Origin of the sequence: Sphingomonas anseongensis (genome assembly GCF_023516495.1) — a bacterium.
GTDB lineage: Bacteria > Pseudomonadota > Alphaproteobacteria > Sphingomonadales > Sphingomonadaceae > Sphingomicrobium > Sphingomicrobium anseongensis.
The window spans coordinates 2,070,320-2,096,397 of record NZ_JAMGBC010000001.1 but is presented as its reverse complement, the minus strand read 5'-3'; the positions used below and the strand labels follow the sequence as shown (position 1 = coordinate 2,096,397).

Below are 26,078 nucleotides of genomic sequence, written 5' to 3'. Positions count from 1 at the left end.
ACTCGCATGAAGCCGAGCCTGCTTCGGGAAAGCTAATTCAGGTCAGACCGGGACGGAAGCTGCGGTCGGATAGTGCGCATGAATAGCGGACCATTGCTGTAAAATTGCAACAGCGGCCGATACCATTTGCTAGGGGACCGACGCCCGCGGCGACGGGCAAGTCTTTTACTTGGGCGCGAGCACCATCAGCATCTGGCGCCCTTCCATGCGAGGGTGCGCCTCGATCTTGGCCATCTCAGCGGTCTGCTCCTGGACCCGCCGAAGCACCGCCATTCCAAGCTCTCCGTGCGCCATCTCGCGGCCGCGAAAGCGCATGGTGACCTTCACCTTGTCGCCTTCCTCGAGGAATTCGAACACCTTGCGCATCTTCACGTCATAGTCGTGATCGTCGATGTTCGGACGCATCTTGATCTCCTTGATCTCCTGCGTCTTCTGCTTCTTGCGCTGCTCGGCCGCCTTCTTCTGCGCCTCGTACTTGTAGCGGCCGATGTCGAGGAACTTGGCGACTGGAGGGTCGGCGTTGGGGGAGATTTCCACCAGGTCGAGCCCGACGCTCTGCGCCTGCTCGAATGCCTCCTTCGTATACATCACGCCCAGGTTTTCGCCGTTTTCATCGATGACCCGCACCTTCGGGCTCTGGATGAACTCATTGTAGCGGGGGCCGGAAAATTGCGGCGGCGCCTGCGGGCGGCGCGGATAGGGCGGTGGTATAGCAGTGTCTCCGATTGTTGTTACGCTGGAGTCGCGAAGTAAGCGCTTGGCGCGCCGTTGAAAAGTGCGGGCGCGCGAAAGCGCGTCATTTTCGCCGCCAGGTGTGGCCGCAAACGGTCAGGAGTTTCCCGGCTCGCGCAGATCGGGCGGGACGATCTCGGCAGCGATGGCCTCGATGGCGTCGTCGGCGCTCATCATCTTCTGGTGGTCGTCAGAACCGAGCCTCCGGATCGCAACGGATCCTTCGTCCGCCTCGCGCTTGCCGACGACCAGCAGCAGCGGGACCTTGGCCAGCGAATGCTCGCGCACCTTGTAGTTGATCTTCTCGTTTCTGAGGTCGGTCTCGACGCGGATTCCACGCGCGGCGAGCTTCGCGGCGACCTCGCGCGCATAATCGTCGGCTTCCGAGACGATCGTCGCGACAACCGCCTGCACCGGCGCAAGCCACAGCGGGAACTTGCCCGCATAATGTTCGATCAGGATTCCGATGAACCGTTCGTAAGAGCCGAAGATCGCGCGGTGAAGCATCACCGGCGTGTGCTTTTCCCCGTCCTCACCCACGAAAGCGGCGTCCAGCAACCCGGGCATTACCCGGTCGGCCTGGATCGTCCCGACCTGCCACGTGCGTCCGATCGCGTCGGTCAAATGCCATTCGAGCTTGGGCGCGTAGAAGGCGCCTTCGCCGGGAAGCTCTTCCCAACCATATTGCTCGGTCGCGAAGCCCGCAGCTTTCACCGCATCGCGAAGCTCCTGCTCGGCGCGGTCCCATTGCTCGTCAGTCCCCGCGCGCTTCTCCGGCCGGAGCGCAAGCTTGATCGCGTAACTTTCGAAGCCGAGGTCGCGATAGACGCGATCCGACAGCAGGCAGAAGTCCCTGACCTCGTCGACCAGTTGGTCGTCGGTGCAGAAGATGTGCGCGTCGTCCTGCGTGAACTGGCGAACCCGCATGAGGCCGTGCAACGCCCCGTGCGGCTCGTTCCTGTGGCAACAGCCGTTCTCGTAAATGCGTAACGGCAGCTCGCGGTAGCTCTTGATGCCCTGCTTGAAGATCAGGATGTGTGCCGGGCAGTTCATCGGCTTCAACGCCATCAGGTCGGCGTCGCCGGTCAGTACCGGCCCCTCGTCTTCGGTCGAGGGAATCTCGTCTGGGACGACGAACATGTTCTCGCGATACTTGCCCCAATGGCCGCTCTTCTCCCATTGGCGAGCGTCCATCAGCTGGGGCGTCTTCACCTCGTCGTAGCCGGCGGCGTCGATGCGGCGACGCATATACGCCTCCAGCTCGCGCCAGATGATGTAGCCGTTCGGGTGCCAGAAGACCGACCCATGCGCCTCGGCCTGGAGGTGGAAGAGATCCATCTCCTGCCCGATCTTTCGGTGATCGCGCTTCCCCGCTTCCTCGAGCCGAACGACGTACGCGTCGAGCTGTTTCTTGTTGAGCCAGGCGGTGCCGTAGATGCGCGACAGCATCGGGTTCTTCGGGTCGCCGCGCCAGTAAGCGCCTGACACGCGAGTCAGCTTGAAAGCCTGCGGGTCGAGCTTGCCTGTCGAAGCGAGATGGGGCCCGCGGCACAGGTCGATCCAGTCGGCCTCGCCATGACCGGTCTTGTACATCGTGATCGGCTCGCCTTCCGGAAGCTCCATCACCCACTCGGCTTTGAAGCTCTCGCCGTGGTCGAGGAAGAACTGGCGCACGCGCGCGCGGTCCCACACTTCGCGGACGAGCGGCTTGTCGGCGGCGATGATGCGCCGCATCTCCTCCTCGATCGCCGGCAAGTCCTCTTCGGTAAACGGGCCTCGGTCCGCGGTCGGGGCGAAGTCGTAATAGAAACCGTCGTCGGTCGCCGGGCCGAAGGTGATCTGGGTCCCTGGGAACAGGTTCTGCACCGCTTCGGCGAGGATATGCGCGAAGTCGTGGCGGACGAGCTCGAGCGCCTCCTTCTCGTCACGCGAGGTGACCAGCGCCAGGCTCGAATCTGCCTCGATCGGCCGGTTGAGGTCGCGAAGCTCGCCATCGATCTTTGCGGCAAGCGCGGCCTTGGCCAGCCCGGGGCCGATCGCCGCGGCGACGTCGGCGGGCGTCGAGCCTTCCGGGACTTCGCGGACCGATCCGTCCGGAAGCGAGATCTTGAACATCTTGGTCATTTCAACGCGCCTTACCCGTGCCGCTTCGCCGCCTCAAGCCGATGTGCTGGACATGCTCCCTTCGCGTTGAGTAAAGCAGTCTTGACATTCAAACCGATGGAACGTAAAGCATCCTTGTCTTACAGGTAAGGAAGCTTGACCATGGCTCGTACTGTCGCCTCGAAGCGCTACAACTGGCGTGTCATCTGGCTCAGCCTGACATATGCGGTGTTCCTCGTCGGTGCTGGATACGGCTTCAAGCACGATCTCGTCCCGAGCGCCGTCCAATATGTCGTGGCGATGCTGCCCGCGGTCCCTGTCATCGGCATCTTCGTCGCCATCGGCCGCTACCTGGTCGAGGAGGATGACGAATATGTCCGAATGCTGATGGTGCGACAAACGCTTTGGGCAAGCGGATTTGCGCTTAGCCTCGCGACCGTCTGGGGCTTCCTTGAAAGCTTCGACCTGGTCGGCCACGCCGACGGCTATTGGGTCGCCGTCGCCTGGTTTTTCGGCCTTGCCATCGGCGGAGCCGTGAACAAGCTTTCCTTCGGCGACACCGGATCGGGCTGCTGATGGAAAGCCGCCTTCGCGTCCTTCGCGCCGAGCGCGCCTGGAGCCAGGCCGATCTTGCCGAGCGGCTCGAAGTCTCCCGCCAGAGCGTCAATGCGATCGAGACCGGCAAGTACGATCCCTCCCTTCCGCTGGCGTTCCGCATCGCCGAGCTGTTCGGCCTCCCGATCGAGGACGTGTTCGTCTCCCCGAGCCGCCGCCACTCCGGCGCGATCTAGCAGGACGGGCACCGGCCAGGAGCACACTGTTCCTGTCGCGGTTTCCTGTGGCAAAAGCCGCCGCATGCGGCGACCACGATGACCCCGGAACTGCGCCACCTCGACTTCAACGGCACGCGCCTCGCCTATCGCGTTCGCGAGGGGCGGTCGCCGACGCTGATGTTCCTTCCCGGCTACGCATCGGACATGGACGGCACCAAGGCGGTTGCTCTCGATGCGTTCGCGCAAGTCGAGGGACTGGCGATGCTTCGCTTCGACTATTCGGGGACCGGATCGTCCGAGGGCTCATTCGCCGATCGCACGCTGGGCATCTGGCTCGATGAAGCGCTGCACATGCTCGACCATCTCGTCGACGGGCCGGCATTGGTCCTCGGATCGTCGATGGGCGGATGGCTCGCGCTGCTTCTGGCGAAGCTCCGCCCTGAGCGGGTGGCCGCAGTCATTGGAATTGCAGCCGCTCCCGACTTCACGGAGTGGGGCTATTCCGACGCGGACAAGGAGGAACTCCGACACTCCGGGCGGGTCGAGCAGCCGAATCCGTACGGCGGCGAGCCTCAGCTGACGACCTTCGCTTTCTGGGACTCCGGCCAATCGCTCCGTGTCCTCGACGGCGCACCGGTCGTCGATTGCCCGGTCCGGCTGATCCACGGAGAATGCGATCGCGACGTTCCGGTGGAGATCGCGCTTCGAACGCTTCAGAGGCTGCGTTCAGCCGATATCCAGCTGACAATCATCAAAGGCGGCGGGCACCGCCTGTCCGAGCGCCATGAGATCGAGACGATCCTCCGCTCGGTCGCGTCCCTCGTGGGAGATCATCGTTGATAGCCATTCTCGCCGCCGCAGCGCTCGCAGCAGCTCCCGCACCCTGTCCGGAGATCGTCACCGCAGAAGCATTCATCTGCCGTGCGGTCCGGGCAACCGCCGAGGACAAGCCGGCTGAAGCCGCGCAATCGTTCGAACAGGCTGCCCAGGCCCTCAATTCATCCGACCCGCAAGTGGCGCGGCTCTACGCTGCGGCCGGCAATTCGTGGATCGCCGCCGATCAACCGGGCAAGGCGGCACTCGATCTCGACCGGGCTCTGAGCGGGACTTCGCTCCAGGCTGCACAACGCGGCGAAGCCTTGCCTGACCGGGCCCGCGCCGCCGAAGCCCAGGACGATTTGAAGACCGCCCGTGCAAAGCTAACCGAAGCGACGCAGACGATTTCGCAGGATCCCTTCCTGTGGTTCTTCTCCGCGGCGTTGGCGATCCGCGAGAATGACGCGGCGACGGCCAAGTCGAGTATCGAGCGCGCACTTGCGCTCGCTCCGGCGGACGCGATGATCCTGTTCGAGGCGGGCCATGTCGCTCAGTTCAGCGGCGACAACGTCGGTGCCCGCAATTATTGGGAACGGGTGGTCGCCCGCGATCCGAACGGGACCGCCGGCAAAGCAGCGCGCGAAGCGCTGAGATTGCTTCCGGCGCCCCTCACGGTCAAAGGCGAGCCGAGGGACTGACAAGGACCGGACGCCATGAAATTCCTCCATTCGATGATCCGCGTGTCCGATCCCGAAGTCACTGTTGAGTTTTTCCGAGTGTTGGGACTGGAGGAGCGGCGTCGGATGAAGAACGAGGCCGGCCGCTACACGCTCATCTTCCTCGGCGTTCCGGGCGACGATGCGGAGGTCGAGCTCACGCACAATTGGGGCGAGAGCGGCTATTCGGGCGGCCGCAATTTCGGCCACCTCGCTTATGCGGTCGACGATATCTACGACACCTGCCGGCGGCTGATGGACGCGGGCGTGACCATCAACCGGCCGCCGCGCGACGGCCGGATGGCCTTCGTCCGGACTCCGGATTCCATATCGATTGAGCTTCTGCAGAAGGGCGAGGCGCTGGCGCCGGCCGAGCCTTGGGCGTCGATGCCGAACACGGGCGAATGGTGATGCTTCAGGTTGTCCCGGTCCCCGCTTTTGCCGACAACTACCTTTGGCTCGTCCACGACGAGGAAAGCGGCGAGACGGCGGTCGTCGATCCGGGCGACGCAGCGCCGGTGATCGCGGAAGCGGAGCGCCGCGGCTGGACCATTGGCCAGGTTTGGAACACGCACTGGCACCCGGATCACACGGGCGGCAATCTCGCGGTCAAGGAAGCGACCGGCGCAACCATCTCGGGCCCGGCGAGCGACAGGATCCCGGGGCGCGACGTCGCCCTTGGCGAAGGCGATACGGTCCGCCTCGGCAAGCATGTCGGCCGGGTGATCGCCGTTCCCGGCCACACGCTGGACCATATTGCACTGATCTTCGACGAGGACGGCATCGCCTTCGTCGGCGATACATTGTTCGCAATGGGCTGCGGACGGCTGTTCGAAGGCACTCCACAGCAGATGTTCGATTCGCTCCGGCGGCTTTCTGCTCTTCCCGACGACACGCGGCTTTACTGCGCGCACGAATATACGCTCTCGAATGCGCGCTTCGCCGCTCACGCCGAGCCCGGCAATTCGGCCATCGCGGATCGCCTGGATCGCGTCGAGGAAATGCGGCGCAAAGGCGCCATCACCGTGCCCACCACGCTCGCCGAGGAACGCGCGACCAATCCCTTCGTTCGGTCCGCGGATTGGCAGGAATTCGCACGGCTCCGGGCCGCCAAAGACAGCTTTCGTTCATGATCGGAAGCGCCCTTTGCCAACGGGGCTGACACGCCAACCATGGAGGTTGCAATGCGCAGCGTCATTTCACTTCTTACACTGGCTGCACTAGCCGGCTGCACCTACGGTCCGCCGCAACAGGCGGCGATGGTCGATGCACGTGCACAGGCGCGGCTCAACCAGCTTCTCGCCGGCAAGGTGCCGGGTCGTCCGCAATCCTGTCTCCCCAGCTATCGCGGCAACGACATGGTCGTGATCGACGATTACACGATCGCCTTCCGCGACGGCACCAACCGGGTGTGGATCAACAAGCCGCAGGGCGGTTGCAACCTGCTGAGTGCCGGCCCCTATGCCCTCGTCACCCACACGTCGATCGGCAGCACGTGCCGCGGCGACATCGCTTCGGTGGTCGACACGATGAACCACGCGTCGGTGGGGACCTGCGTGTTCAACGACTTCGTGCCCTACACGACGCCCGGACGGTAGGAACAAGGGCTTGCGCTGACGGCGGGCCGGCATAGTCTGCGCGCGGGGGGAAAGCGCAATGAAGCCGTTAATAGCAATTGCAGTCGCGCTGGTACTTGCCGGAGCGAGCACCGGCGCGGGATCGCCGCACGATGCCGCGGCTCAGGCAAAGCTCGACAAATATCTTGCCGGCCGTGTCGCGGGCGAGACCAAGCATTGCCTTGCCGTGGACAAGACCGGGCACCCGGTCGGCATCGATGATTCGACGATCCTGTTCATCGACGGGCCGCGCGTCTGGCAAAGCCAGCTCAGCGGCAGCTTCGAATGCGGGAAGATCGACCGCCAGTCGGTGATCATCACCGAAAGCGGCGCACAGCGTATGTGCGCGGGCGACAAGCTCGTCTTCGAGAATGGAACGCTGAGCGGCGCCTGCTATGTCGGCGAGTTCACGCCCTACACGAAGCCCTAGCCTACTCGGCCGTAGAGCGCCTCTAACAGCTCGCCATAAGCGTCCTTGATGACGTGGCGGCGGATCTTCATCGAGGGGGTCAGCTGCTCGTTCTCGACCGTGAACGGCGAATCCGCGACGATGAAGCGGCGCACCCTTTCGATCACCGAAAGGTCCGCATTGACCCGGTCGACCGCCGCGGAAAGGCGCTGTCGGACATCCGGCGACTTGGCGATGTCCGCCTCCGGAACGAGCAGTGCGACGAGGTGCGGCTTGCGATCGCCATAGACCATCGCCTGCGCGATCTCAGGCTGTAGCGTGAGCATGCCCTCCACCCGTTGCGGCGCGATATTGTCGCCCTTGTCGTTGACGACGATATCCTTCTTGCGGTCCGTAATGACGATCCGGCCCTTGTCGTCGAAATGGCCGATGTCGCCCGTCGCAAGCCAGCCATCCTTGAGGACGCGTTCGGTCTCTTCGCGGTTGCGCCAATAGCCATGCATCACGAGCTCGCCGCGAACGATGATCTCACCGTCCTCGGCGATCCTCACTTCGGTATCCTTGACCGGCGGCCCGACGGTTTCGAGCCGGATTCCGACGCTGGGGCGGTTGCAGCTGATCACGGGCCCGGCCTCGGTCTGGCCGTATCCCTGGAGGAACGTGATCCCGAGAGACTGGAAAAATATCCCGACGTCGGGGTTGAGCGGCGCTCCGCCCGAAACCCAGGCCTTCACCCGCCCGCCGACCTTCTTGCGCAGCTTCTTTCGGAGCGTGACTTCCAGCAGCCCGTCCATCGGCAGGTCCCACGGCTTGAGCTTGCCGTCATATTTGTCCTGGCCGATGCGAAGCGCCCGCCGGAACAAATATTTGGAGAGCCCTCCGCTGCCCTCCAGCCCCTTCAGGATACGCTGCCTGAGCATTTCGAACAGGCGGGGCACGACGATCATGATCGTCGGCCGGACCTCCTCGATATTCGCCGCCAGCTTCTCCAGGCTTTCGGCGTAATAGATCTGGGCGCCGAGCCCGATCGGGAACAGCTGCCCGCCCGTATGCTCGAGCGCGTGGCTTGCGGGCAGGAACGACAGGAACACCTCGTCGCCCCAGCCGAAATCGGTGGAAATGACGTCCGTTGCGCCGGCGATATTGTGGAGCATCGAACCATGGTGGAGCCTAACGCCCCTCGGAGCGCCGCCGGTTCCGCTGGTGTAGATGATGCAGGCGAGGTCGGCGCGCTTCGCGTCCGCGGCGAACTTTTCGACCGAGGCGGCGTCGCCTTCGCCTTCGGCGAGTTTCGTCCACGAATGGCATTTGATCCATTCGGGCGACTGGCCGACGCGAATGCTCTCGATCCCGATCACATGATGGCAATCGTTCGACGTCAGCACCGCCGGGATCAGGTTACGTGCAAGCTTGTCCGTCGAGACGATGACCGCTTTCGCGCCGGAATTGCCCAGGATGTGCGCGTGGTCGCGGCTGGTGTTGGTCGTGTAGGTCGGAACCGTCACGCAGCCCGCCGCCATGATCGCGAGGTCGGAGATCAGCCACTCGGGCCGGTTCTCACTGACCAGCATCACCCGGTCGCCCGGCCCCAGCCCGATCTGCTTGAGGCTGGTCGCCAGCGCGACGACCTGCCGCCGAGCTTCCGCCCAGCTGGTCGGGCGCCACGCACCTTCGCGCTTGGCCCAGAGGAACGGCGCATCGCCCTTTTCGAGCGCGCGCGTCATGAACATCTGGATAAGGTTGTCGAAATACTCGAGTTGGCGAGCCGCCTTCATTCGGACACCGCTGCGCCTTCGCTGCGCGGGTCGGCTGCCCCCGCCCAGCGCCCGTCGCGCCACTCGATCGCATTGGCCTTGAACGTCCCCGGCGGCAGCGTTTTCACCGGGTGGCCGAGTGCTTCGAGCTTCGGAGCCATCGCTTCGAGGAACGTGCCGCGTTCTACGAAAACCGTGTCGCCTGGAGCGTAGATCATCGGCAAGGCGAGCGCGTCCTGTGCGGTGAGGTGGAAGTCGACGACTCCCACGATGGCCTTGATCACCTGCGCCGGGATGGTCGCTCCGCCCGCGGCGCCGACGGCTAGCCGGACCTTCCCATCGGGCGCGTAAACGATGGTCGGAGCCATCGAGCTTCGCGGCCGCTTGCCGCCTTCGACACGGTTGGCGACCGGGCAGCCGTTCTCGGCGGGCGCGAAGCTGAAATCGGTCAGCTCATTGTTAAGATAATAACCGTTGACCATCAGGCCCGAGCCGAAGCTGCTCTCGATGGTCGAGGTTTCGGACACAACGTTGCCCCACTTGTCGACGGCGACGAAGTGCGACGTTCCCCGCTCGGGCTGGAGCGCGGGCGCGCACATCGGCGGCGCCCCAGCCGGCGTGCCGGCCTGTGCGTCAGCAAGCGTCTTGTCGGGTGAGATGAGCGCCGACCGGCCGGCAAGGTACGACTCGTCCGCCATTCCCACGATCGGTACCGAGACATAATCGGGGTCGCCGACATATTTGTCGCGATCGGCATAAGCGAGCCGCTCGGACTCCGCGATGAGGTGCCAGGCCGTGACGGACTGGGGTCCAAGTGCGGACAGGTCGAACCGCTCGAGCTGCTTGAGTGTTGCGAAGACGGTGATTCCGCCCGACGACGATGGCCCCATCCCGCAGATCCTGTAGGCGCGGTAGCTTCCGCAGACCGGCGGGCGCGACTTGGCATCGTAGGACGCCACGTCGCCGACCGTCATTTTCGAGGGATTTTGAGCGGCCGCATCCACGGCGTTCACGATCGCCTGGGCGTTGGGGCCCACATAGAAGCTGTCCGGCCCCTGCGCCGCGACGCTCTGCAGGAAAGCCGCCAGCGCCGGGTTCTTCACGATCGCCCCAACCGGCACGACGCTTCCGTCGGGGCGATAGAAGAGCGCCCGCGCCTGCGCCGACAACGCTCCTGTCGTCCGATATTTGTCGAGGGAGTTGTGAAGCCGCGACGTCACCTTGAAGCCGTCGCGGGCAAGCCGGATCGCCGGCCCGAATAGCTTCGCCCACGGCAGCTTTCCGTGCTGCCGATGAGCAAGCGCGACCATCCTCAGATTGCTGGGTACTCCGACGCTCTTCCCGCCCGGCTGAGCTTCGTTGAACGGCATCGGCTGGCCGTCCTTGAGCCACCAGTCGGGGGTGGCGGCGGCCGGCGCAGTCTCGCGGCCGTCATAGGTGACAGGGCCCGCGCCGCGCTCGGAATAGACCATGTACCCGCCGCCCCCGATTCCGGAGCTTTGCGGCTCGACGACGGTGAGCGCGAGAAGCGTGGCGATCGCCGCATCGACCGCGGTTCCGCCCGACCGGAGCATTTCGGCACCCGCTTCGGCAGCCCGAGGGTCGGCGGCGCTGACCATGCCTTGTGCGGATGCAGCTGCGACCTGAGCAGATGCGGCGGGGCTGCCGACAAGCAAAAGCGCGGCGGAAATTGACAGGAACGTTCGGCGCATGGGCGCGAAGGGCTAGCCGCTCCCCACTGCCTCGGCAATGCTGCCGAAAGCGGATCGCTCCAGCTTCTGGGCAAGGCCGGTCGCGATGTGCCTGGCGACGTGCGGCCCTTCATAGATCATCGCCGTGTACAGCTGGACCAGCGAGGCGCCGGCGCAAATGCGCTCCCATGCATCGTCGGCCGTCGCGATCCCGCCGCAGCCGATCAGCGGCATCTGTCCGCCGCTCGCGCTCCTGAACCGGCGAAGCGTGTCGAGCGCCAGCGGCTTCAAAGGCTGTCCTGAAAGACCGCCCTGCTCCCGCGCAAGCTCGGACTTGAGCGCTGGCCGCGAAACGGTGGTGTTGGAGATGATGATCGCATCGATGCGATTGTCGACCGCCGAGCGAAGGATTCGCTCGGGATCGCCCGCCTCGAGGTCGGGAGCGACCTTCAGGAACACCGGCGGCCCCATCGCCGACCGCGCCCCTGCGATCGCCGACAGCAACGTGTCCAAAGCGCCGTGGTTCTGAAGCGCCCGAAGCCCTGGCGTGTTGGGCGAGCTGATGTTCACCGTCAGATAATCGGCGACGGAGCTCATCGCCTTCACCCCGGCAACATAGTCGCCGACCATGTCCGGGCTGTCCTTGTTGGCGCCTATGTTGACGCCGACCGGGCCGCCCGCGCGGCTGCACGCCTCAAGGCGCATGAAGGCATCCGCCTGCCCGCGATTGTTGAACCCCATGCGGTTGATCACCGCCCGGTCCTCCGTGAGCCGGAACAGCCTCGGCTTGGGATTGCCGGCCTGCGGCCGCGGGGTAAGGGTTCCGACCTCGACGAAGCCGAAGCCGAGCGTCAGCATCTCGGCGGCGATCTCGGCATCCTTGTCGAAACCCGCGGCAAGTCCGACCGGCGAAGGGAATTCCACTCCCGCGACCGTCGATTTCAGCGACTCGGGCAAGTGCGCCGAGTGCAGCGGCAGGAACTTCACGGCCGCGATCGTCGCCTTGTGCGCGGCCTCCGCCCCGAGAGCGAAGACGAACGGCCTGATGAAAGGATAGAAACTCATGTTAAGATTTTGTTTAGCGGCATGAATCGCTGCCGTCACCGAAAGCTTGAGTTTCTGTAGGCTACTGACTAAATCGGAGTGGAAAGCTCCGAATTAGACATGCGCCTCAGCCACCTTGCCGATTATGCGGTCGTTTTGATGACCGCCGCAGCCCGCCGCGACGCCGGGGAGCGCCTCAGCGCGACCGAACTTTCGGCGGAAACTGGCGTTCCGCTCCCGACCACCCAAAAGCTCATGGGCCAGCTTTCGGCGTCCGGGCTTTTGGTCAGCGCTCGCGGCGCCGGCGGCGGATTCTCGCTCAGCCGCCCCGCTACGGAGATCAGCCTTGCCGACATCGTCGAGGCGGTCGAAGGCCCGATCGCTATGACCATTTGCTCCGAAGGCCGGACCGACTGCGCTCTCGACGCGCACTGCCGGATCAAGCCGCACATGGGCGTCGTCGGCAATGCGGTTCGCGGGGCGCTCGGCGCGGTGTCGCTGGTGGAGCTCGCCCGATGAACGAGGTCGTCAAGAATCGCGAGATCCGCGACAAGATCGCCAAGGATTATGAGTGGGGCTTCAGCTCCGACATAGAGCAGGAATTCGCGCCCAAGGGCCTAAGCGAAGACACGGTCCGCTTCATCTCGGCCAAGAAGAACGAGCCGGAGTGGATGCTCGAGTGGCGGCTGAAAGGCTATCGCTCCTGGCTGGAGATGGAGGAGGTCAGCTGGGCAAAGCTCGACATCCCCGAGATCGATTACCAGGACGCTTATTATTATGCCGCGCCCAAGGCGAAGCCGAAGCTGGCCTCGCTGGACGAGCTCGATCCTGAAATCCGTCGGACCTACGAGAAGCTCGGAATCCCGATCGAGGAGCAGAAGGTGCTCGCGGGCGTCGAAGGCGCGGCCAAGGTCGCGGTCGATGCGGTGTTCGACAGCGTTTCTGTCGCGACGACCTTCCGCAAGGAGCTCGCCGCCGCGGGCGTGATCTTCCTTTCGATCTCGGAGGCGATCCGCGAGCATCCGGAGCTGATCCGCAAATATCTCGGGAGCGTGGTCCCGCAGCGCGACAATTATTTCGCTTGCCTCAACAGCGCGGTCTTCTCCGACGGCACCTTCGTCTACGTCCCCGAGGGCGTCCGCTGCCCGATGGAGCTCAGCACCTATTTCCGGATCAATGCCGAGAACACCGGCCAGTTCGAGCGGACCCTCATCGTCGCCGACAAGGGGAGCTACGTCTCCTACCTCGAAGGCTGCACCGCGCCGATGCGCGACGAGAACCAGCTTCACGCCGCGGTCGTCGAGATCTTCGCGCACGATGACGCCGAGGTGAAATACTCGACGGTCCAGAACTGGTATCCGGGGGACGCCGAAGGCAAGGGCGGCATCTTCAACTTCGTCACCAAGCGCGCATTGTGCAGCGGCGACCGGTCGAAGGTCAGCTGGACGCAGGTCGAGACCGGAAGCGCGATCACCTGGAAATATCCGAGCTGCATCCTGAAGGGCGATGGCAGCGTCGGCGAATTCTATTCCGTCGCGCTGACCAACAACCGCCAGCAGGCCGACACCGGCACCAAGATGATCCACATCGGCGCCAACACGCGCTCGACCATCGTCTCCAAGGGCATCAGCGCGGGCCGTTCCAACAACACCTATCGCGGGCTGGTCCGCGTTCTCCCGCGCGCCGAGAACGTCCGCAACTTCACCCAATGCGACAGCCTGCTGCTGGGCAGCGACTGCGGCGCGCACACCGTGCCCTACATCGAGGTGAAGAACCCGACCGCGCAGATCGAGCATGAAGCGACGACGTCGAAGATCAGCGAGGACCAACTCTTCTACGCGATGCAGCGCGGTCTGGACCAGGAAGCGGCGGTGGCGCTGATCGTCAACGGCTTCGCCCGAGAGGTGCTCAAGCAGCTGCCGATGGAGTTCGCGGTCGAGGCGCAGAAGCTACTGGGAATCAGCCTTGAGGGGAGCGTGGGATGACCAAGAAGCGCATCGTCCTCGCTGGCATCGCTGCGCTCTGCGCGTTCTGGATATTCCTTTTCTATAAAATGAGCTTCGGCGGCTACGACAGCATCGGCTCCATCTTCTGGAGCGGCATGATCAACGGACAATTTGAGGCAACGTATTTTGCGATGCTTTATCTTCCTCCGTTGCTCTTTGTGGTCTGCAGCTACCTGGCTCTTCGCCGGACTCGGGTGAAATGATGCTGAGAATTACCAACCTCCATGCGACTGTCGCCGACAAGCCGATCCTGAACGGCGTGTCGCTGCACGTGCCCGCGGGCGAGGTGCACGCGATCATGGGCCCGAACGGGTCGGGCAAGTCGACGCTCGCCTACGTGCTCGCCGGGCGGCCGGGCTATGAAGTGAGCGAAGGCAGCGCGCGCTTCGACGGGCACGATCTCATGGCCATGGAGCCGTTCGAGCGCGCGGCAGCGGGGCTGTTCCTCGGCTTCCAGTATCCGGTCGAAATCCCGGGAGTTTCCTATCTCCAGTTCCTCCGCGAGAGCCTCAACTCGCAGCGCCGCTCGCGCGGCGAGGCGGACCTTTCGGGTGCCGAGTTCATCAAGATCGCCCGCGAGCAGGCCAAGCTGATCGGAATGGACGCAGAGATGCTCAAGCGGCCGGTCAACGTCGGCTTTTCCGGCGGAGAAAAGAAGCGCGCCGAGATGGTGCAGATGGGCATCATGGACCCGAAGTTCGCGATCCTCGACGAGACCGACAGCGGGCTCGACATCGACGCGCTGAAGGCGGTCGGCGCGGGCATCAACCGGATCATGCGCAAGCCCGACAAGGGTGTGCTGCTAATCACCCATTACCAGCGGCTGCTCGACTATGTTGAGCCCGACCAGGTGCACGTGCTCTCGCACGGCAAGATCGTCCGTTCGGGCGGCCCCGAGCTTGCTCATGAGCTCGAGCGCGAGGGTTATACGGAGGCGGCGATCTGATGACGGCCCCCTTCCCCACCCGCAAGCAGGAGGAGTGGCGTTACGCAGACCTCGAAGCGCTGCAGCCCGTATGGGAGCAGCTTGGCGAGCCTGAACGGATCGCGATCCTTCCCGGGCAGAGCCTGGAACAGGTTTGGCTGCCGAGTGGCGACCCCGTTCAGGTGCGGCGGGTCAAGCTGGAGCTTGGCGCTGGAGCCGTGGCTCGAATTTTCGCCCTCAACACGGCCGAGCAATATGGTCGCATCGAGCTGGAGGTCGATCTCGCCGATGGCGCCGAATTCGAATTCTTCGCGGCCAACATCGGCACCGGCCTGTCCACCAATGAGATCGTCAGCAACGTCCGCCATCTCGAACCCAATGCCACCTCGCGGCAGGTCGTCCGCTCGGTTCTGAACGGCAAGGCGGTGGGCACCTATCTCGGCAAGATCGAGGTCGCGCGCGACGCGCAGAAAACGGATGCCGAGCAATCGGTGAAGGCGATGCTCCTCGACCGCGGTGCCACCGCCAACGCCAAGCCGGAGCTGGAGATCTTCGCCGACGACGTGAAGTGCGCGCACGGCGCGACGGTCGGCGAACTCGACCCGATGCAGTTGTTCTACGCGGCGAGCCGCGGGCTCGACCCGGCCGGCGCTCGGGCCCTGCTGCTCGAGGGTTTCGTCGTGGGCCTGTGGGATACCACTGCGCACGGCGACGCAATTCGTGAAGCTGCCCGCGACGCATTGCGGATGGTCGTGTCATGAACGCCCCAACCCGCATCAACTCGGCGCTGAACGTCCGCGACCAGTTCCCCGGAGTCGGCGACTGGCATTATCTCGACAGCGCCGCGACCGCGCAGAAGCCGCAGGTGGTGATCGACGCGATCGCCCAGGCCTACGGGCCCGAGTACGCGACGGTGCACCGCGGGATCTACCAGCGCTCCAGCGACATGACAGCGCGCTACGAAGCGGCTCGCGGCGCGGCCGCGAAGCTGATTGGTGGCAAAGCCGAGGAGCTGGTGTTCACGCGCGGCGCGACGGAAGCGATCAACCTTGTCGCGCGCGCCCTTCCGAAGGACGGCCGCAACCGCGTGCTGCTGTCGCAGCTCGAGCATCACAGCAACATCGTGCCCTGGCAGCTCGCCGGGTACGAAGTCGATGCCGTTCCCCTGACCGCTGAGGGCAAGATCGACCTCGACGCGGCAGAGGAGATGCTGACGGAACAGCATCGCCTTGTCGCTTTCGCGCATATTTCCAACGTGCTCGGGTCGGTGCTGGACCCGCAACGGGCCGCCGAGATCGCTCACTCGAAGGGCGCCCTGCTCCTCCTGGACGGCTGTCAGGCGGTTCCGCGCCTCCCCGTGAACGTCGCCAAGCTCGGCTGCGACTTCTACGCTTTTTCCGGGCACAAGCTCTACGGTCCGACCGGCATCGGCTGCCTGTGGGGCCGCTCGCTCGACGCGCTTCCTCCCTGGCAGGGCGGCGGGTCGATGATCGACCGGGTGACCTTCCGTGAAACCACCTACCTCGACGCGCCCGCGCGGTTCGAAGCCGGCACTCCGCACATCGTCGGGGCTATCGGCCTCCATGCCGCTATCGACTGGGTCGAGAAGCTCGGAATGGACGCGATCCATGCGCACGAATGCGCACTCGTTGCCGAGACCCGGACCGCGCTCTCTGGCGTCCCGGGAGTCACGCTTTACGGCCCCGAAGACAGCGCCGGCATCGTCAGCTTCAACGTCGACGGGGTTCATCCGCACGACACCGCCACCATATTGGATGACGCGGGCGTCGCGGTGCGCGCTGGACACCATTGCGCTCAGCCGCTGATGGACTGGCTCGGCGTCCCGGCAACTGCACGCGCGAGCTTCGCTGCGCACAGCGACAGCTCCGACATAGAGGCGCTGGTGCGCGGGATCGAACAGGTGAAGCGGATCTTCGGATGAATAAGGAACGCAAGATCGAGGTTGAGGAAGTGGAGTCGGTGACTCCGCCGCCGCGCGCGCGCGTTCCCGACAGCGTCGCCCGCAAGCGGGACTACCTCGCCGGTTTCCTTGCGGGCGAGACCGAGGAAAAGCCCGCTGCCGACAATGAAGAGCTCAAAGACCGCGTGATCGAGGCTCTGAAGTCGATCTACGATCCGGAGATCCCGGTCGATATCTACGAGCTGGGCCTCATCTACGACATCGATATCTCCGAGGATGGCGATGCCGTTGTCACCATGACACTGACGACCCCGCACTGCCCGGTCGCGGAATCGATGCCCGGCGAAGTGGAGATGCGCGTGCTCTCGGTGCCGGGCGTTCGCGACGCCGAGGTCAAGTTGGTGTGGGATCCGCCGTGGGATCCGTCGAAGATGAGCGACGAGGCTCGCCTCGAACTGGGAATGCTATGAATAAAGAAACCAAAGTACGCGCGCGGCCGGCGGCAATCACGCTGACTGACGCGGCAAACGCCCGCATCGCCGATCTGATGAGCCGGGCGCCCGAAGGTGCGATCGGAGTCAAGCTGTCGACTCCCCGCCGAGGCTGTTCCGGCCTGGCTTATTCGGTCGACTACGTCACCGAAGAGCAGCCGTTCGACGAGAAGATCGTGACGCCGGGCGGAACATTCTATGTCGACGGCGGCTCGGTGCTTTACCTGGTTGGATCGATCATGGACTGGCGCGAGGACGATTTCGCGGCCGGCTTCGTGTTCGAGAATCCGAATGCCACAGGCTCATGCGGCTGCGGCGAAAGCTTCACCGTCTAGGGAGGGCAAATGGAAGAGGTTACCGGCCGCGCGTTCGATGGCGGCGAGGAAGTCGAGACCGATGGCAAGAGCTTCGCCGATTGCGCGTTTGAGTCCGCAAAGCTGGTTTACAGCGGCGGCGAGCATCCGTTTTTCGAACGCTGCACATTCGGAGCGGACGTCAGCTGGCATTTCCACGGCCCGGCGCTGAAGACGATCCAGTTCCTGCAGCGGATCAACGGTGACGAGGGTGGCGAGAGATTCATCGCCGACATGTTCGAGAAGGGAAAATATTACGCCGACCAGGCGTAGTAGCGCCCCTCCCTTCACGAGCTGAAATCTGCTACCGAGAAAGCAAGAAGGAGCCGGTGTTATGCCTGTCCTGCTTCTGACTGCTCTGCTGGCAATCCCGGCCTCGGCCGCTTCGCTCCCCGCGAGGGATATGCCTAGTTACAAACCGACCCCGCGCGAACCGCAAGGGCTATGCCCGAAGACCGCCGCCCAAGTTGCTGCGGAGCGTGTGAAGCGGGGCGGCTCGGCCAAGCTTCACAAGCTCACGGACTTGCCGCCGGCCAATGCCTATATCGCGGTCTTTCGCCATGACTCGAACGGCTGCGAGGCGCCGATCGTGGTCAAATATGGACTCGGCCGCCAATAGGAGTTCCATCGCAAACAGCCGAAGGGGGAAATCGGCATGTCACGAGCGCTCAACCTGCTATTCGCAATATTCTGCTACGCGATCTTCTTCGCCACCTTCCTCTACCTCGTGGTTTTCGTCGGCGATTTCACCGTCGGCTCGATCACCCCCAAAACGGTCGACAATCCAGCGTCGACTTTGACCGTGGGCGCCGCTGCCCTCATCGATGTGGCCCTCATCGGGCTGTTCGGTCTCCAACACAGCGTCATGGCCCGGCAGGGATTCAAGCGCGCCTGGACGAAGATCGTGCCGCCACAGGTCGAACGAAGCATGTACGTGCTCCTGGCAAGCCTCGCATTGATCGTCCTGTTCCGATTCTGGCAGCCGATCGATGGGATCGTCTGGAGCGTTCGCAATCCGCTTCTTCACGATTTGCTTTTGCTGCTGTTCCTCGCCGGTTTCGGGATCGTTCTCGTCAGCACCTTCCTGATCAACCATTTTGAACTGTTCGGGCTTCAGCAGGCATGGTTTCATGCGCGCGGACGTCAGGCGGCGGCCCCGGAGCTTCGGCAGCCATTGTTCTACAAATGGGTGGCCCACCCGCTCTACGCGGGCTTCTTCCTGGCCTTCTGGGCAACGCCTGAGATGACCGCGGGACACCTGCTGCTCGCAGCCGGCATGTCACTCTATATGCTCATCGCCATCCGCTACGAGGAGCGCGATCTCACGGTCCTCTTCGGCAAGTCCTACACCAACTATCGAGCGAGCGTCGGAGGACTGCTGCCGAGGTTCAGAAGCCGAGCGTGAAGCGGATCGCGGCGCCGTAGTCGTTGTCCGCGCTGGCGATGTGGCCGGGCTGGCGGCGCATGAACAAATTGCCGCCGATCCAGCCGCTATTGTTCCACAACCCTGATCCGTAGCTCAACTCGGCGTCGATCTCGCGCCCGCTCGGCGTCAGCGAATAGGTCGTCCAGCTGCTCGTCGCCGTCTGCGACGAATAATCGTAGCTGGTCGGCAGGAGCATCGCGAAACCGCCGTTCGACACACGAAGCGGCTGCGAGATCCTGAGCCCGAGGCGATCGCTGCTGCCGAGCAGCCCCGACTTCGCAAGGTCGAAGGCGTAAGCGTCGGTCTGGAAGCTTCCCGCCGAGAAGTCCGTCCAGCCGTGTCGGGCCATCAGCCCGGCGCTGAAGCCGTTGCCGAGCTCGCGGCGAGCCTCCAGGTCGAAGAACATGGTGCTCGATCCGCCGCCACCGAGGACGTCGGACATCCGGCCTCCGAGCAGCGTCTGCCGCTCCTGAAGACGGCTGACGCCCGCCGAAAGCCACGTGCTTCCCAACTTCTTGTCGACCGACACACTGGCGTACTTGTACGGCGAGTCCGTCGCGGTCGTGCGGACCTCGTTCCAGACGCTTCCGCTTTCGCCCGCGATCGTCACTGCGACCGGGCCGAGATTGCGGCGAACCGCAACGCTTCCATCGCGCTTGGCGGCAAAGCCGGGATCGCCGGCGATGTCCTTGGCAATCAGGAATGCGCCCGCCTGGGCACCCGAGAGCTGCCGCTCCATCGATTTCGCGCCTTCGGCGAAACCGAATGCCGCGGCCGTCTTCTTGTCGAGGCGAGCAATTGCCGCGCCGGCGATCAGCCGCGACTTGTGAGCATCCTCCGGGCCGATACCCATCCGCTCGAGATTATAGCCCTGCTTCAGGTCGTGCCGCTCCGACACGGTCATTGCGACGGTAAGCGGACCGGCAGTGACGCTGTTCACCCGCGCATTCGACTGGATCGCCTGGGCGAGCGGATGCTGCGCCTGCGCCTGGCGAAGGGTCTTGGCGAGGTCGATCACGAACGCACGGTCGTAGCCGTCGAGGATGATCGCTCCGAGCGATTGACCGGTGTTCGCGTCGCCGGCGGGACCCGGCAGGTCGCCGTCCGTCGTCGCAGCGTTTACAGGCTGCTTGCTGTCCGCGAGGCTGGTCGTCCCGATCGGCTGGAAGGCGCGAGCGATATTGAGACGGCCGTGACCGAAGGTCGTGTCGACTCCAGCGGTTCCGAGGTCGTCGGCCGACTTGAAGAGGATGTCGACGATCTGCGCTCCGGTAAGGTTGGGGAACGCCTGCGCCATCAGCGCGACCGCTCCGGAGATTGTCGGCGCCGAAAAGCTGGTCCCGGACCACAGGAACTGCTGCCCCGTCTGGTCGGGCGCGCGATCCTGGTAGCCGAGCGCGGTGAGATACCAAGCCGCACCGGTCCCGGCCTTGTCGGAGAAGGAGGACAGAACGTTGATGTTGGTCCCTCCGGCGCCATCATCGTCTCCGATCGAACCGGCGATGATCACATGGCCAGCGAACTGCTGCGCGGGCACGAGAGCGAACGGGTCGGGGTTGGCGGTACCGTCGTTTCCGGCGGCGATCACGATGACGATTCCAGCATTCACCGCCCGCTGCAATGCCCCTAGCAGGACCGGGCTCGGCGACGAGCCGCCGAGCGACAGGTTGATCACCTTCGCTCCGGCAACACGGGCGGCGTCGATACCGGCGGCGATGGCATCGTCGAAGAACGCGCAGCCGTCCTCGGTTGCGCAGCTTCCCGGATCGTCGGCACGTTCCACGACGATCGTCGCATCGAATGCGACTCCGAGCGTGTTCTGGCCGTTGCGGGCCGCCGCAGCCACAGCGGCAACCGCCGTTCCGTGACCGCCTTCGTCGGTCACTCCGCGATTGCCGGCGACGTCGCGGCTGGCCGGGTCGACCTTGCCGACGAACTCGACAAGATTTTTGTTGATCCCGCTGTCGACGATTCCGATCTTCACGCCCTTGCCGGTCGCGCCCTTGTTGTACGCAGCGATGGCGTTGGCGACGACTGCGTAATTCGAGTTCGCATATTCGCGATCGTTGAAATTGGTCGTCGGAGTGGGCGTCGGGGTTGGAGTCGGTGTGGGGGTTGGAGTCGGCGTAGGGGTCGGAGTCGGAGTGGGAGTCGGAGTCGGAACGAACGGCAACGGATCCGTGCCCCCGCCCCCACCGCCGCAGGCAGAAACTGCGATCGCTAGCGTCACAGCTAGAGCGCTGGTTGCGAAGAAACGGCTGTTCATTTTTGGGTTACTCCCGCTCAAGCTGCTGAAATGCAACAGCTTTCCCCAAAGTGCGTATCGCTCATGAAAGCTTTCATTTTCCTGAAGCAGCTTACCAGCTAAGGCGCGGCGCAGGAATGGACCCGCGCTTCGAACACATCAGAGACTGGATCTTCGACCTCGACAATTGCCTCTATCCGGCCTCGACGGGGCTGTTCGAGCTGATCGACGAGCGAATGGGGGCGTACATCCAACGGCTGCTCGATTGCGACGCGGTAGAGGCCCGCCGGGTCCAGAAGCACCACTTCCACACCCATGGCACGACGTTGGCCGGGCTGATCAAGCACCATGGAGTGGATCCGAACCACTTCCTTGATGACGTTCACGCGATCCCGCTGGACCGGATTTGCCGCGACGACAGGCTGGCCGCTTCGCTCGCGCGGCTTCCGGGCCGGAAGCTGGTGTTCACCAATGGCGACGCCACCTACGCGCGGCGGGTGCTGAAGGCGATCGGAGTGCACGACCAGTTCGACGAACTTCACGACATCCACGCCAGCAGCTACCGGCCGAAGCCGGACCCGCACGGCTATGAATTGCTTTGCGAGCGGTTCGGGATCGATCCAGCCGCCGCTCTGCTGGCGGACGACATGGCTGCCAACCTGAAACCTGCGAAAGAGCTCGGAATGACGACCGTGTGGGTCGACAACGGATCGGAGCGCGGGAGCCATGCGCGCGGCGACCATATCGACTATCAGATCCACAGCGTCGGCGGGTGGCTCGAAGAGATCATCGGGGAGAGGGAATGAGTCCAGACCTTCAGCAGGCGATCGACGCCGCATGGGAAGAGCGCGAAACGCTCGGTCCCCAGACGCACGGCGAGCTTCGGCGGGTCGTCGACGAGGCGGTCGGTGCGCTCGATCGCGGAGAGGCGCGGATCGCCGAACAGGTCGAGGGCGAGTGGATCGTCCACCAGTGGCTCAAGAAAGCCGTTCTTCTGTCCTTCCGGCTCAATCCCATGGAAGCGATCGGCGGCGGGCCCGGCGGCGCTCACTGGTGGGACAAGGTGCCGTCGAAATTCGCCGGCTGGGGCGAGGCGGAGTTCAAGGCCGCGGCTTTCCGCGCGGTCCCGGGAGCGATCGTCCGCCGCGGCGCCTATATCGCCCCGGGCGCGGTCCTCATGCCGAGCTTCGTCAATATCGGTGCGAGGGTCGGCGAAGGGTCGATGGTCGATACCTGGGCCACAGTTGGAAGCTGCGCCCAGATCGGCCGCAACGTCCATATATCCGGCGGAGCGGGTATCGGCGGAGTGCTCGAGCCGCTGCAGGCGGGGCCGGTCATCATCGAGGACGATTGCTTCGTAGGAGCCCGGTCGGAGGTCGCCGAGGGCGTCATCGTCGAGCGCGGATCGGTGCTGTCGATGGGCGTTTTCCTGGGAGCATCGACCAAGATCGTCGAGCGGGCGACGGGAGAGGTAATGTACGGACGGGTCCCGCCTTATTCGGTAGTGGTCCCGGGGGCGCTTCCGTCGGAGCACGGCGGGCCGTCCCTCGCCTGTGCAGTCATCGTAAAGCGAGTGGACGAGCGCACCCGGTCCAAAACCAGCATCAACGAGCTGCTTCGGGACTGATAAGGTCACCTTATCAGCTCGCGACGCCCATTTGTTGGCGGGGACATGCGCGTGACCGGTAAAAGCACGTACATGAAGCCGGTCCAGCCTTCCGAGTTTGAGCGCAATTGCGCGGACGCCGCAGGCGCGCCGGACGTCTACGTCGAGCCGGTGATCCGAACCCTCATGAATCGCTCCGACTGGATCATCCTTGGAACGCTCGCTGTCATCTGGGGCGGTGCCTTCTTCTTCATCGGCGTCGCCGTTCGCCATGTGCCGCCGATGACCTATGTTTGGTTGCGGCTGACCATCGCCGCGGCGGTCATGTGGATCTTCCTTAAAGGAAAGGGGCAGCCCCTCGATCTGCCGCGCGAGGCCTGGGGTTCCATCCTCCTGCTCGCGCTCCTCAACAATGCGCTCCCATTCACTTTGTTCGGCTGGGGCCAGACTCATATCGCCAGCGGGCTCGCTTCGATCCTCAACGCGACCACCCCGATCTGGGGCGTTCTCGTTGCTCACCTACTCACCCGCGACGAGCGCATGAGCCCGCGCAAGGTCGCGGGAGTGCTTCTCGGCTTCGGCGGAGTGGCAACGATGATCGGCCCGTCTTTATTGTCGAACATCGGCACTGACGCGCTCGCCCAGCTGGCCTGCGTCATAGCCTCGCTCAGCTACGCGCTCGCCGCGGTCTGGGCGCGCCGCTTTCGGCGGATGGGGCTATCGCCGATGAGCGTGACCACCGGCCAGCTTACCGCGGGAGCAGTGATCATGCTGCCGATGGCGCTGTTCATCGACCAGCCGTGGGCTCTCGCCATGCCGCCGATTTCCGCCTGGGCTGCGATCGCCGCTCTTGCCGTCTTCTGCACGGCCTTCGGATACGTTCTTTATTTCCGGCTCATCGCCACGTCGGGCGCAACCAATGCCCTCCTCGTAACCCTGCTCGTCCCGCCGGTTGCGATCCTGCTTGGAGCGATGTTCCTTGGCGAGCAGCTCGCAGCACAGGATTTTGCCGGCCTTGGCCTCATCGCGCTCGGCCTGGCAGCGATAGATGGACGGTTGCTCAGCCTTTTGCGGGTGCGCCGGCCTCAGACAGCAGCTTAGCCGCTTCCTCGCCGGTCCAGTCGAGATCGCCGACGTATCGCCAAAGCTCCTTGCCCGATGCGTCATAATAAACGGTCGTCGGCATGACCTGGACGTGCAGCGCGCTCGACAGGCTCATCTTGGGATCGCGCCATGCTTCGAGGTCGGTGATCTTGTGGCTTTCCAAAAAGGCCTCGACGGAGGTGCGATTTCCGGCATCTTCCGAAACGGCGATCACCTTAGGCGCTCCCGGCTTGCGGCTTAGAGCATCCAAAGTCGGAAGTTCCTTGACGCAAGGAGCGCACCAGCTGGCCCACAGGTTGACCAGCAGCGGCTTGCCCTTCGCCTCGGCGAGCGTCGCTTCGTTTTCGTCGCCATTGAACAGCGGCGAATCCGGCATCGCCTCGCCCTTGTGGCTCCGGTCGACACCCTTCGACGGCTCGTCGGCGGATTGCGTGACCTCGTTTTCCGCCGGCTTTTGCTGGCAGGCCGGGGTGGAAAGCACCACGAGCGAAGCGAGCAGCAAGACGGCCGGGCGGTTTGTCATGGCCGCGCGATAGTCAGTGGCCGACGGAGGCACAAGCGGCTGGAAGAAGCATCCGCGAGCCGCTACTTCGACGAGAGTGAGCGCTTCTCGATATCTCCGGCTTGCGGGCGCGGCGGCAATTCTTTGCCTGGCCGGCTGCGGCAAGATGGCCGACCTCGAGCCTGCCAAGGTTCAGCCGCTTCCGGTCAAGCCGTTGATGGCGCGCGCTACGCCGACGCCGAACGAGCTTCTAAGCCCTCCGGCCTATGCGAACCCGGACCGGATCGACGAGCTGATGAAGAGGTCGACGCCTCGCCAGAGCGACCGCTTCGACCTCCCGCCGCCGACCGGCAAGGCGCCGACGCTCCCGGTCGAGGAGCTCAACAACGAAATGACCAACACTGTAGGACCCGTAACTCCGCAATGACTAACCCCGCGCTGCGCAAGGCCGTGTTCCCGGTCGCAGGCCTCGGCACCCGGCTGCTGCCTGCAACCAAGTCGATGCCGAAAGAGATGCTGACGATCGTCGACCGGCCGCTGATCCAATATGCGGTCGACGAAGCGCGCGAGGCGGGGATCGAGCAGATGATCTTCGTCACCGGGCGAGGCAAATCGAGCCTGGTCGATTATTTCGACAGCGCCTTCGAGCTGGAGGCCGTGCTTCGCGAGAAGGGCAAGAGCCTCGATGTGCTCGAGCCGTCGAGGGCGAAGTTCGGCGAGGTCGTCACCGTCCGCCAGCAGGAACCGCTGGGCCTGGGCCATGCCGTGTGGAGCGCCCGCCATATCGTTGGCGACGAGCCGTTCGCGGTCATCCTCCCCGACGACCTGATGGCGGGAAAGCCGGGTGCCCTAAGGCAGATGGTCGACGCCTGGAACGAGGTCGGCGGGAACATGATCGCGACCGAAGAGGTCCCTGCCGAAAAGACGAATTCCTACGGAATCATCACGCCCGGCGGCACGCACGGGAAGCTGACCGAAGTGCTCGGCCTGGTTGAAAAGCCGGCTCCGCAGGATGCGCCGTCCCGGCTAGGCGTGATCGGCCGCTACATCCTCCAGCCGGACGTGATGCGGGTTCTCGACGCTGGGGAGCGCGGCGCCGGAGGAGAAATCCAGCTGACTGACGCGATGGCCAAGCTGATCGGCAAGCAGCCGTTCCATGCGCTCAAGGTCGATGCCGTTCGCCACGATTGCGGCGATCGGGCCGGATTCGTAATTGCCAATATCGCGCTTGCTCTGGACCGCGACGACCTAGCGCCGAAGATCCGCGAATATCTGGGCTCGCTTTAGGCCGCCCTGCCGTCGACGATTGCGGCGAGCCTTCGCCGCTCCGCTTCCGCAGCGCTGAGCTGCGCCTGGGTCTCGCGAAGCTCGATGACGCGCGTGATGATCTTCGCGTCGAGCATCGCATTGTCGTCGGTGAGGCGCTTCATCGCATCGGCTCGCGAAAGCTGGCGGGCAATGCAGGCGGCGAGCACTTCGAAGTGGCACGGTTTGCGGACCACTCCGTCGGCACCGGCCCGGAAGGCGGCGACGGCGGCGGCCGGATCCGATCGGCCGACGATCAGCAGCAGCGGCACGTCGCGGTGAACCGGATCGTCGCGGATCATGCGCGCGAACTCGATCCCGTTGGTGCCGCGAAGCTCTACGTCGCAGATGACCATGTCGACAGGCATCCGGTACATTTCGGCTAGTCCGGCTTGGGCGGATTCAGCGGTCGCGACGCGATAGCCGAACTCCGCAAGTCTCCTCGAAAGCACTCCGAGATAGTGCCGGTTGCCGTCGATCACGAGCAGCCGTGGCTGCTCTCCCGCACTCTGTCTTGCGAACGTCAATTCCATGCGGCGC

Annotated in this window: 32 protein-coding genes; 24 read left to right on the top strand and 8 right to left on the bottom strand. The window is 64.3% G+C overall.

Annotated elements, in window-relative coordinates; translation table 11 throughout:
• Nucleotides 1-165: 165 nt before the first annotated feature.
• The gene (gene infC, locus LZ519_RS10840; protein ID WP_249868924.1) at nt 166-711 is read right to left on the bottom strand and encodes a translation initiation factor IF-3; all 546 of its coding nucleotides are present in this window, start codon (nt 709-711) and stop codon (nt 166-168) included.
• Nucleotides 712-828: 117 nt separating this feature from the next.
• A complete protein-coding gene (gene thrS / locus LZ519_RS10835; RefSeq protein WP_249868684.1) occupies nt 829-2,856 on the bottom strand; it encodes a threonine--tRNA ligase in 2,028 nt (675 codons plus the stop codon).
• A gap of 141 nt (nt 2,857-2,997) precedes the next feature.
• On the opposite strand from thrS, the gene LZ519_RS10830 reads away from it, so the two are divergent.
• From LZ519_RS10830 to LZ519_RS10795, 8 genes are all read left to right on the top strand, one after another.
• Nucleotides 2,998-3,411 (top strand): hypothetical protein, encoded by a 414-nt coding sequence (locus LZ519_RS10830; RefSeq protein ID WP_249868683.1) that lies wholly within the window; start codon nt 2,998-3,000, stop codon nt 3,409-3,411.
• Nucleotides 3,411-3,626, top strand: a complete 216-nt coding sequence (locus LZ519_RS10825) for a helix-turn-helix transcriptional regulator (RefSeq protein ID WP_249868682.1) — start codon at nt 3,411-3,413, stop codon at nt 3,624-3,626. The genes LZ519_RS10830 and LZ519_RS10825 overlap by 1 nt, the downstream gene beginning before the upstream one ends.
• 78 nt (nt 3,627-3,704) lie before the next feature.
• A complete protein-coding gene (locus LZ519_RS10820; protein ID WP_249868681.1) occupies nt 3,705-4,448 on the top strand; it encodes an alpha/beta fold hydrolase in 744 nt (247 codons plus the stop codon).
• Nucleotides 4,445-5,122, top strand: a complete 678-nt coding sequence (locus LZ519_RS10815; RefSeq protein ID WP_249868680.1) for a tetratricopeptide repeat protein — start codon at nt 4,445-4,447, stop codon at nt 5,120-5,122. Before LZ519_RS10820 ends, LZ519_RS10815 begins: the two co-directional genes overlap by 4 nt.
• Before the next feature lie 15 nt (nt 5,123-5,137).
• Nucleotides 5,138-5,551, top strand: a complete 414-nt coding sequence (locus tag LZ519_RS10810; protein ID WP_249868679.1) for a VOC family protein — start codon at nt 5,138-5,140, stop codon at nt 5,549-5,551.
• Nucleotides 5,551-6,273 (top strand): hydroxyacylglutathione hydrolase, encoded by a 723-nt coding sequence (gene gloB / locus LZ519_RS10805; RefSeq protein ID WP_431358099.1) that lies wholly within the window; start codon nt 5,551-5,553, stop codon nt 6,271-6,273. Before LZ519_RS10810 ends, gloB begins: the two co-directional genes overlap by 1 nt.
• A 51-nt stretch (nt 6,274-6,324) precedes the next feature.
• On the top strand, nt 6,325-6,738 hold the full coding sequence (locus LZ519_RS10800; protein ID WP_249868677.1) for a hypothetical protein: 414 nt from the start codon (nt 6,325-6,327) through the stop codon (nt 6,736-6,738).
• Nucleotides 6,739-6,796: 58 nt separating this feature from the next.
• Nucleotides 6,797-7,186, top strand: coding sequence for a hypothetical protein (locus LZ519_RS10795; protein WP_249868676.1), 390 nt, complete (start codon nt 6,797-6,799; stop codon nt 7,184-7,186).
• Here LZ519_RS10795 and LZ519_RS10790 read toward each other — a convergent pair.
• Genes LZ519_RS10790 through LZ519_RS10780 form a run of 3 tightly spaced genes read right to left on the bottom strand, consistent with a single transcriptional unit; the run spans nt 7,183 to nt 11,675 of the window.
• On the bottom strand, nt 7,183-8,940 hold the full coding sequence (locus tag LZ519_RS10790; protein WP_249868675.1) for an AMP-dependent synthetase/ligase: 1,758 nt from the start codon (nt 8,938-8,940) through the stop codon (nt 7,183-7,185). The genes LZ519_RS10795 and LZ519_RS10790 overlap by 4 nt on opposite strands.
• The gene (ggt, locus tag LZ519_RS10785; RefSeq protein ID WP_431358098.1) at nt 8,937-10,631 is read right to left on the bottom strand and encodes a gamma-glutamyltransferase; all 1,695 of its coding nucleotides are present in this window, start codon (nt 10,629-10,631) and stop codon (nt 8,937-8,939) included. Before ggt ends, LZ519_RS10790 begins: the two co-directional genes overlap by 4 nt.
• A 12-nt stretch (nt 10,632-10,643) precedes the next feature.
• The gene (locus tag LZ519_RS10780) at nt 10,644-11,675 is read right to left on the bottom strand and encodes a quinone-dependent dihydroorotate dehydrogenase (RefSeq protein WP_249868673.1); all 1,032 of its coding nucleotides are present in this window, start codon (nt 11,673-11,675) and stop codon (nt 10,644-10,646) included.
• A gap of 99 nt (nt 11,676-11,774) precedes the next feature.
• Between LZ519_RS10780 and LZ519_RS10775 the strand changes: the two genes are divergently transcribed.
• From LZ519_RS10775 to mddA, 11 genes are all read left to right on the top strand, one after another.
• Nucleotides 11,775-12,173 carry an SUF system Fe-S cluster assembly regulator gene (locus tag LZ519_RS10775; protein WP_249868672.1) on the top strand — a complete coding sequence of 133 codons (399 nt, stop codon included), beginning with the start codon at nt 11,775-11,777 and terminating at the stop codon, nt 12,171-12,173.
• Nucleotides 12,170-13,639 (top strand): Fe-S cluster assembly protein SufB, encoded by a 1,470-nt coding sequence (gene sufB, locus LZ519_RS10770; protein WP_249868671.1) that lies wholly within the window; start codon nt 12,170-12,172, stop codon nt 13,637-13,639. The genes LZ519_RS10775 and sufB overlap by 4 nt, the downstream gene beginning before the upstream one ends.
• Nucleotides 13,636-13,863, top strand: a complete 228-nt coding sequence (locus LZ519_RS10765; protein ID WP_249868670.1) for a hypothetical protein — start codon at nt 13,636-13,638, stop codon at nt 13,861-13,863. Before sufB ends, LZ519_RS10765 begins: the two co-directional genes overlap by 4 nt.
• Nucleotides 13,863-14,606: a Fe-S cluster assembly ATPase SufC gene (gene sufC, locus LZ519_RS10760; protein WP_249868923.1), complete on the top strand. Its 744-nt coding sequence runs from the start codon at nt 13,863-13,865 to the stop codon at nt 14,604-14,606. The genes LZ519_RS10765 and sufC overlap by 1 nt, the downstream gene beginning before the upstream one ends.
• A complete protein-coding gene (locus tag LZ519_RS10755) occupies nt 14,606-15,346 on the top strand; it encodes a SufD family Fe-S cluster assembly protein (protein ID WP_249868669.1) in 741 nt (246 codons plus the stop codon). Before sufC ends, LZ519_RS10755 begins: the two co-directional genes overlap by 1 nt.
• Nucleotides 15,343-16,527, top strand: coding sequence for an aminotransferase class V-fold PLP-dependent enzyme (locus LZ519_RS10750; protein WP_249868668.1), 1,185 nt, complete (start codon nt 15,343-15,345; stop codon nt 16,525-16,527). The genes LZ519_RS10755 and LZ519_RS10750 overlap by 4 nt, the downstream gene beginning before the upstream one ends.
• A complete protein-coding gene (locus LZ519_RS10745) occupies nt 16,524-16,976 on the top strand; it encodes an SUF system Fe-S cluster assembly protein (RefSeq protein ID WP_249868667.1) in 453 nt (150 codons plus the stop codon). The genes LZ519_RS10750 and LZ519_RS10745 overlap by 4 nt, the downstream gene beginning before the upstream one ends.
• Nucleotides 16,973-17,332: a HesB/IscA family protein gene (locus LZ519_RS10740; protein WP_249868666.1), complete on the top strand. Its 360-nt coding sequence runs from the start codon at nt 16,973-16,975 to the stop codon at nt 17,330-17,332. Before LZ519_RS10745 ends, LZ519_RS10740 begins: the two co-directional genes overlap by 4 nt.
• A 9-nt stretch (nt 17,333-17,341) precedes the next feature.
• Nucleotides 17,342-17,623 carry a hypothetical protein gene (locus LZ519_RS10735; RefSeq protein ID WP_249868665.1) on the top strand — a complete coding sequence of 94 codons (282 nt, stop codon included), beginning with the start codon at nt 17,342-17,344 and terminating at the stop codon, nt 17,621-17,623.
• A gap of 61 nt (nt 17,624-17,684) precedes the next feature.
• Entirely contained in the window at nt 17,685-17,969 is a 285-nt protein-coding gene (locus LZ519_RS10730; RefSeq protein ID WP_249868664.1) for a hypothetical protein, read from the top strand.
• 36 nt (nt 17,970-18,005) lie between these two features.
• On the top strand, nt 18,006-18,755 hold the full coding sequence (mddA, locus tag LZ519_RS10725; RefSeq protein ID WP_249868663.1) for a methanethiol S-methyltransferase: 750 nt from the start codon (nt 18,006-18,008) through the stop codon (nt 18,753-18,755).
• On the opposite strand, the gene LZ519_RS10720 is transcribed toward mddA, so the two are convergent.
• Nucleotides 18,739-21,042: a S8 family peptidase gene (locus tag LZ519_RS10720; RefSeq protein WP_249868662.1), complete on the bottom strand. Its 2,304-nt coding sequence runs from the start codon at nt 21,040-21,042 to the stop codon at nt 18,739-18,741. The two genes, mddA and LZ519_RS10720, sit on opposite strands and share 17 nt — an antisense overlap.
• Nucleotides 21,043-21,158: 116 nt before the next feature.
• On the opposite strand from LZ519_RS10720, the gene LZ519_RS10715 reads away from it, so the two are divergent.
• The 3 genes from LZ519_RS10715 to LZ519_RS10705 are packed head-to-tail and all read left to right on the top strand — an operon-like array spanning nt 21,159 to nt 23,728.
• Nucleotides 21,159-21,827 (top strand): pyrimidine 5'-nucleotidase, encoded by a 669-nt coding sequence (locus LZ519_RS10715; protein ID WP_249868661.1) that lies wholly within the window; start codon nt 21,159-21,161, stop codon nt 21,825-21,827.
• Nucleotides 21,824-22,648, top strand: coding sequence for a 2,3,4,5-tetrahydropyridine-2,6-dicarboxylate N-succinyltransferase (gene dapD, locus LZ519_RS10710; RefSeq protein WP_249868660.1), 825 nt, complete (start codon nt 21,824-21,826; stop codon nt 22,646-22,648). The genes LZ519_RS10715 and dapD overlap by 4 nt, the downstream gene beginning before the upstream one ends.
• Nucleotides 22,649-22,693: 45 nt before the next feature.
• Complete coding sequence (locus tag LZ519_RS10705) at nt 22,694-23,728, top strand: DMT family transporter (protein ID WP_249868659.1); 1,035 nt, start codon at nt 22,694-22,696, stop codon at nt 23,726-23,728.
• On the opposite strand, the gene LZ519_RS10700 is transcribed toward LZ519_RS10705, so the two are convergent.
• The gene (locus LZ519_RS10700; protein WP_249868658.1) at nt 23,688-24,254 is read right to left on the bottom strand and encodes a TlpA family protein disulfide reductase; all 567 of its coding nucleotides are present in this window, start codon (nt 24,252-24,254) and stop codon (nt 23,688-23,690) included. The genes LZ519_RS10705 and LZ519_RS10700 overlap by 41 nt on opposite strands.
• Before the next feature lie 76 nt (nt 24,255-24,330).
• On the opposite strand from LZ519_RS10700, the gene LZ519_RS10695 reads away from it, so the two are divergent.
• A complete protein-coding gene (locus LZ519_RS10695) occupies nt 24,331-24,660 on the top strand; it encodes a hypothetical protein (RefSeq protein ID WP_249868657.1) in 330 nt (109 codons plus the stop codon).
• Entirely contained in the window at nt 24,657-25,520 is an 864-nt protein-coding gene (locus LZ519_RS10690) for a UTP--glucose-1-phosphate uridylyltransferase (protein WP_249868656.1), read from the top strand. The genes LZ519_RS10695 and LZ519_RS10690 overlap by 4 nt, the downstream gene beginning before the upstream one ends.
• On the opposite strand, the gene LZ519_RS10685 is transcribed toward LZ519_RS10690, so the two are convergent.
• Nucleotides 25,517-26,071 carry a response regulator gene (locus tag LZ519_RS10685; RefSeq protein ID WP_249868655.1) on the bottom strand — a complete coding sequence of 185 codons (555 nt, stop codon included), beginning with the start codon at nt 26,069-26,071 and terminating at the stop codon, nt 25,517-25,519. The two genes, LZ519_RS10690 and LZ519_RS10685, sit on opposite strands and share 4 nt — an antisense overlap.
• Between the last annotated feature and the right edge of the window lie 7 nt (nt 26,072-26,078).

Bases quoted from the DNA above. Each gene is read 5' to 3' on its own strand.
- thrS (WP_249868684.1), bottom strand. From the start codon at position 2,856: ATGACCAAGATGTTCAAGATCTCGCTTCCGGACGGATCGGTCCGCGAA.
- LZ519_RS10830 (WP_249868683.1), top strand. From the start codon at position 2,998: ATGGCTCGTACTGTCGCCTCGAAGCGCTACAACTGGCGTGTCATCTGG.
- LZ519_RS10825 (WP_249868682.1), top strand. From the start codon at position 3,411: ATGGAAAGCCGCCTTCGCGTCCTTCGCGCCGAGCGCGCCTGGAGCCAG.
- LZ519_RS10820 (WP_249868681.1), top strand. From the start codon at position 3,705: ATGACCCCGGAACTGCGCCACCTCGACTTCAACGGCACGCGCCTCGCC.
- LZ519_RS10810 (WP_249868679.1), top strand. From the start codon at position 5,138: ATGAAATTCCTCCATTCGATGATCCGCGTGTCCGATCCCGAAGTCACT.
- gloB (WP_431358099.1), top strand. From the start codon at position 5,551: ATGCTTCAGGTTGTCCCGGTCCCCGCTTTTGCCGACAACTACCTTTGG.
- LZ519_RS10800 (WP_249868677.1), top strand. From the start codon at position 6,325: ATGCGCAGCGTCATTTCACTTCTTACACTGGCTGCACTAGCCGGCTGC.
- LZ519_RS10795 (WP_249868676.1), top strand. From the start codon at position 6,797: ATGAAGCCGTTAATAGCAATTGCAGTCGCGCTGGTACTTGCCGGAGCG.
- LZ519_RS10790 (WP_249868675.1), bottom strand. From the start codon at position 8,940: ATGAAGGCGGCTCGCCAACTCGAGTATTTCGACAACCTTATCCAGATG.
- ggt (WP_431358098.1), bottom strand. From the start codon at position 10,631: ATGCGCCGAACGTTCCTGTCAATTTCCGCCGCGCTTTTGCTTGTCGGC.
- LZ519_RS10780 (WP_249868673.1), bottom strand. From the start codon at position 11,675: ATGAGTTTCTATCCTTTCATCAGGCCGTTCGTCTTCGCTCTCGGGGCG.
- LZ519_RS10775 (WP_249868672.1), top strand. From the start codon at position 11,775: ATGCGCCTCAGCCACCTTGCCGATTATGCGGTCGTTTTGATGACCGCC.
- sufB (WP_249868671.1), top strand. From the start codon at position 12,170: ATGAACGAGGTCGTCAAGAATCGCGAGATCCGCGACAAGATCGCCAAG.
- LZ519_RS10765 (WP_249868670.1), top strand. From the start codon at position 13,636: ATGACCAAGAAGCGCATCGTCCTCGCTGGCATCGCTGCGCTCTGCGCG.
- sufC (WP_249868923.1), top strand. From the start codon at position 13,863: ATGCTGAGAATTACCAACCTCCATGCGACTGTCGCCGACAAGCCGATC.
- LZ519_RS10755 (WP_249868669.1), top strand. From the start codon at position 14,606: ATGACGGCCCCCTTCCCCACCCGCAAGCAGGAGGAGTGGCGTTACGCA.
- LZ519_RS10750 (WP_249868668.1), top strand. From the start codon at position 15,343: ATGAACGCCCCAACCCGCATCAACTCGGCGCTGAACGTCCGCGACCAG.
- LZ519_RS10745 (WP_249868667.1), top strand. From the start codon at position 16,524: ATGAATAAGGAACGCAAGATCGAGGTTGAGGAAGTGGAGTCGGTGACT.
- LZ519_RS10740 (WP_249868666.1), top strand. From the start codon at position 16,973: ATGAATAAAGAAACCAAAGTACGCGCGCGGCCGGCGGCAATCACGCTG.
- LZ519_RS10735 (WP_249868665.1), top strand. From the start codon at position 17,342: ATGGAAGAGGTTACCGGCCGCGCGTTCGATGGCGGCGAGGAAGTCGAG.
- LZ519_RS10730 (WP_249868664.1), top strand. From the start codon at position 17,685: ATGCCTGTCCTGCTTCTGACTGCTCTGCTGGCAATCCCGGCCTCGGCC.
- mddA (WP_249868663.1), top strand. From the start codon at position 18,006: ATGTCACGAGCGCTCAACCTGCTATTCGCAATATTCTGCTACGCGATC.
- LZ519_RS10720 (WP_249868662.1), bottom strand. From the start codon at position 21,042: ATGAACAGCCGTTTCTTCGCAACCAGCGCTCTAGCTGTGACGCTAGCG.
- LZ519_RS10715 (WP_249868661.1), top strand. From the start codon at position 21,159: ATGGACCCGCGCTTCGAACACATCAGAGACTGGATCTTCGACCTCGAC.
- dapD (WP_249868660.1), top strand. From the start codon at position 21,824: ATGAGTCCAGACCTTCAGCAGGCGATCGACGCCGCATGGGAAGAGCGC.
- LZ519_RS10705 (WP_249868659.1), top strand. From the start codon at position 22,694: ATGCGCGTGACCGGTAAAAGCACGTACATGAAGCCGGTCCAGCCTTCC.
- LZ519_RS10700 (WP_249868658.1), bottom strand. From the start codon at position 24,254: ATGACAAACCGCCCGGCCGTCTTGCTGCTCGCTTCGCTCGTGGTGCTT.
- LZ519_RS10690 (WP_249868656.1), top strand. From the start codon at position 24,657: ATGACTAACCCCGCGCTGCGCAAGGCCGTGTTCCCGGTCGCAGGCCTC.
- LZ519_RS10685 (WP_249868655.1), bottom strand. From the start codon at position 26,071: ATGGAATTGACGTTCGCAAGACAGAGTGCGGGAGAGCAGCCACGGCTG.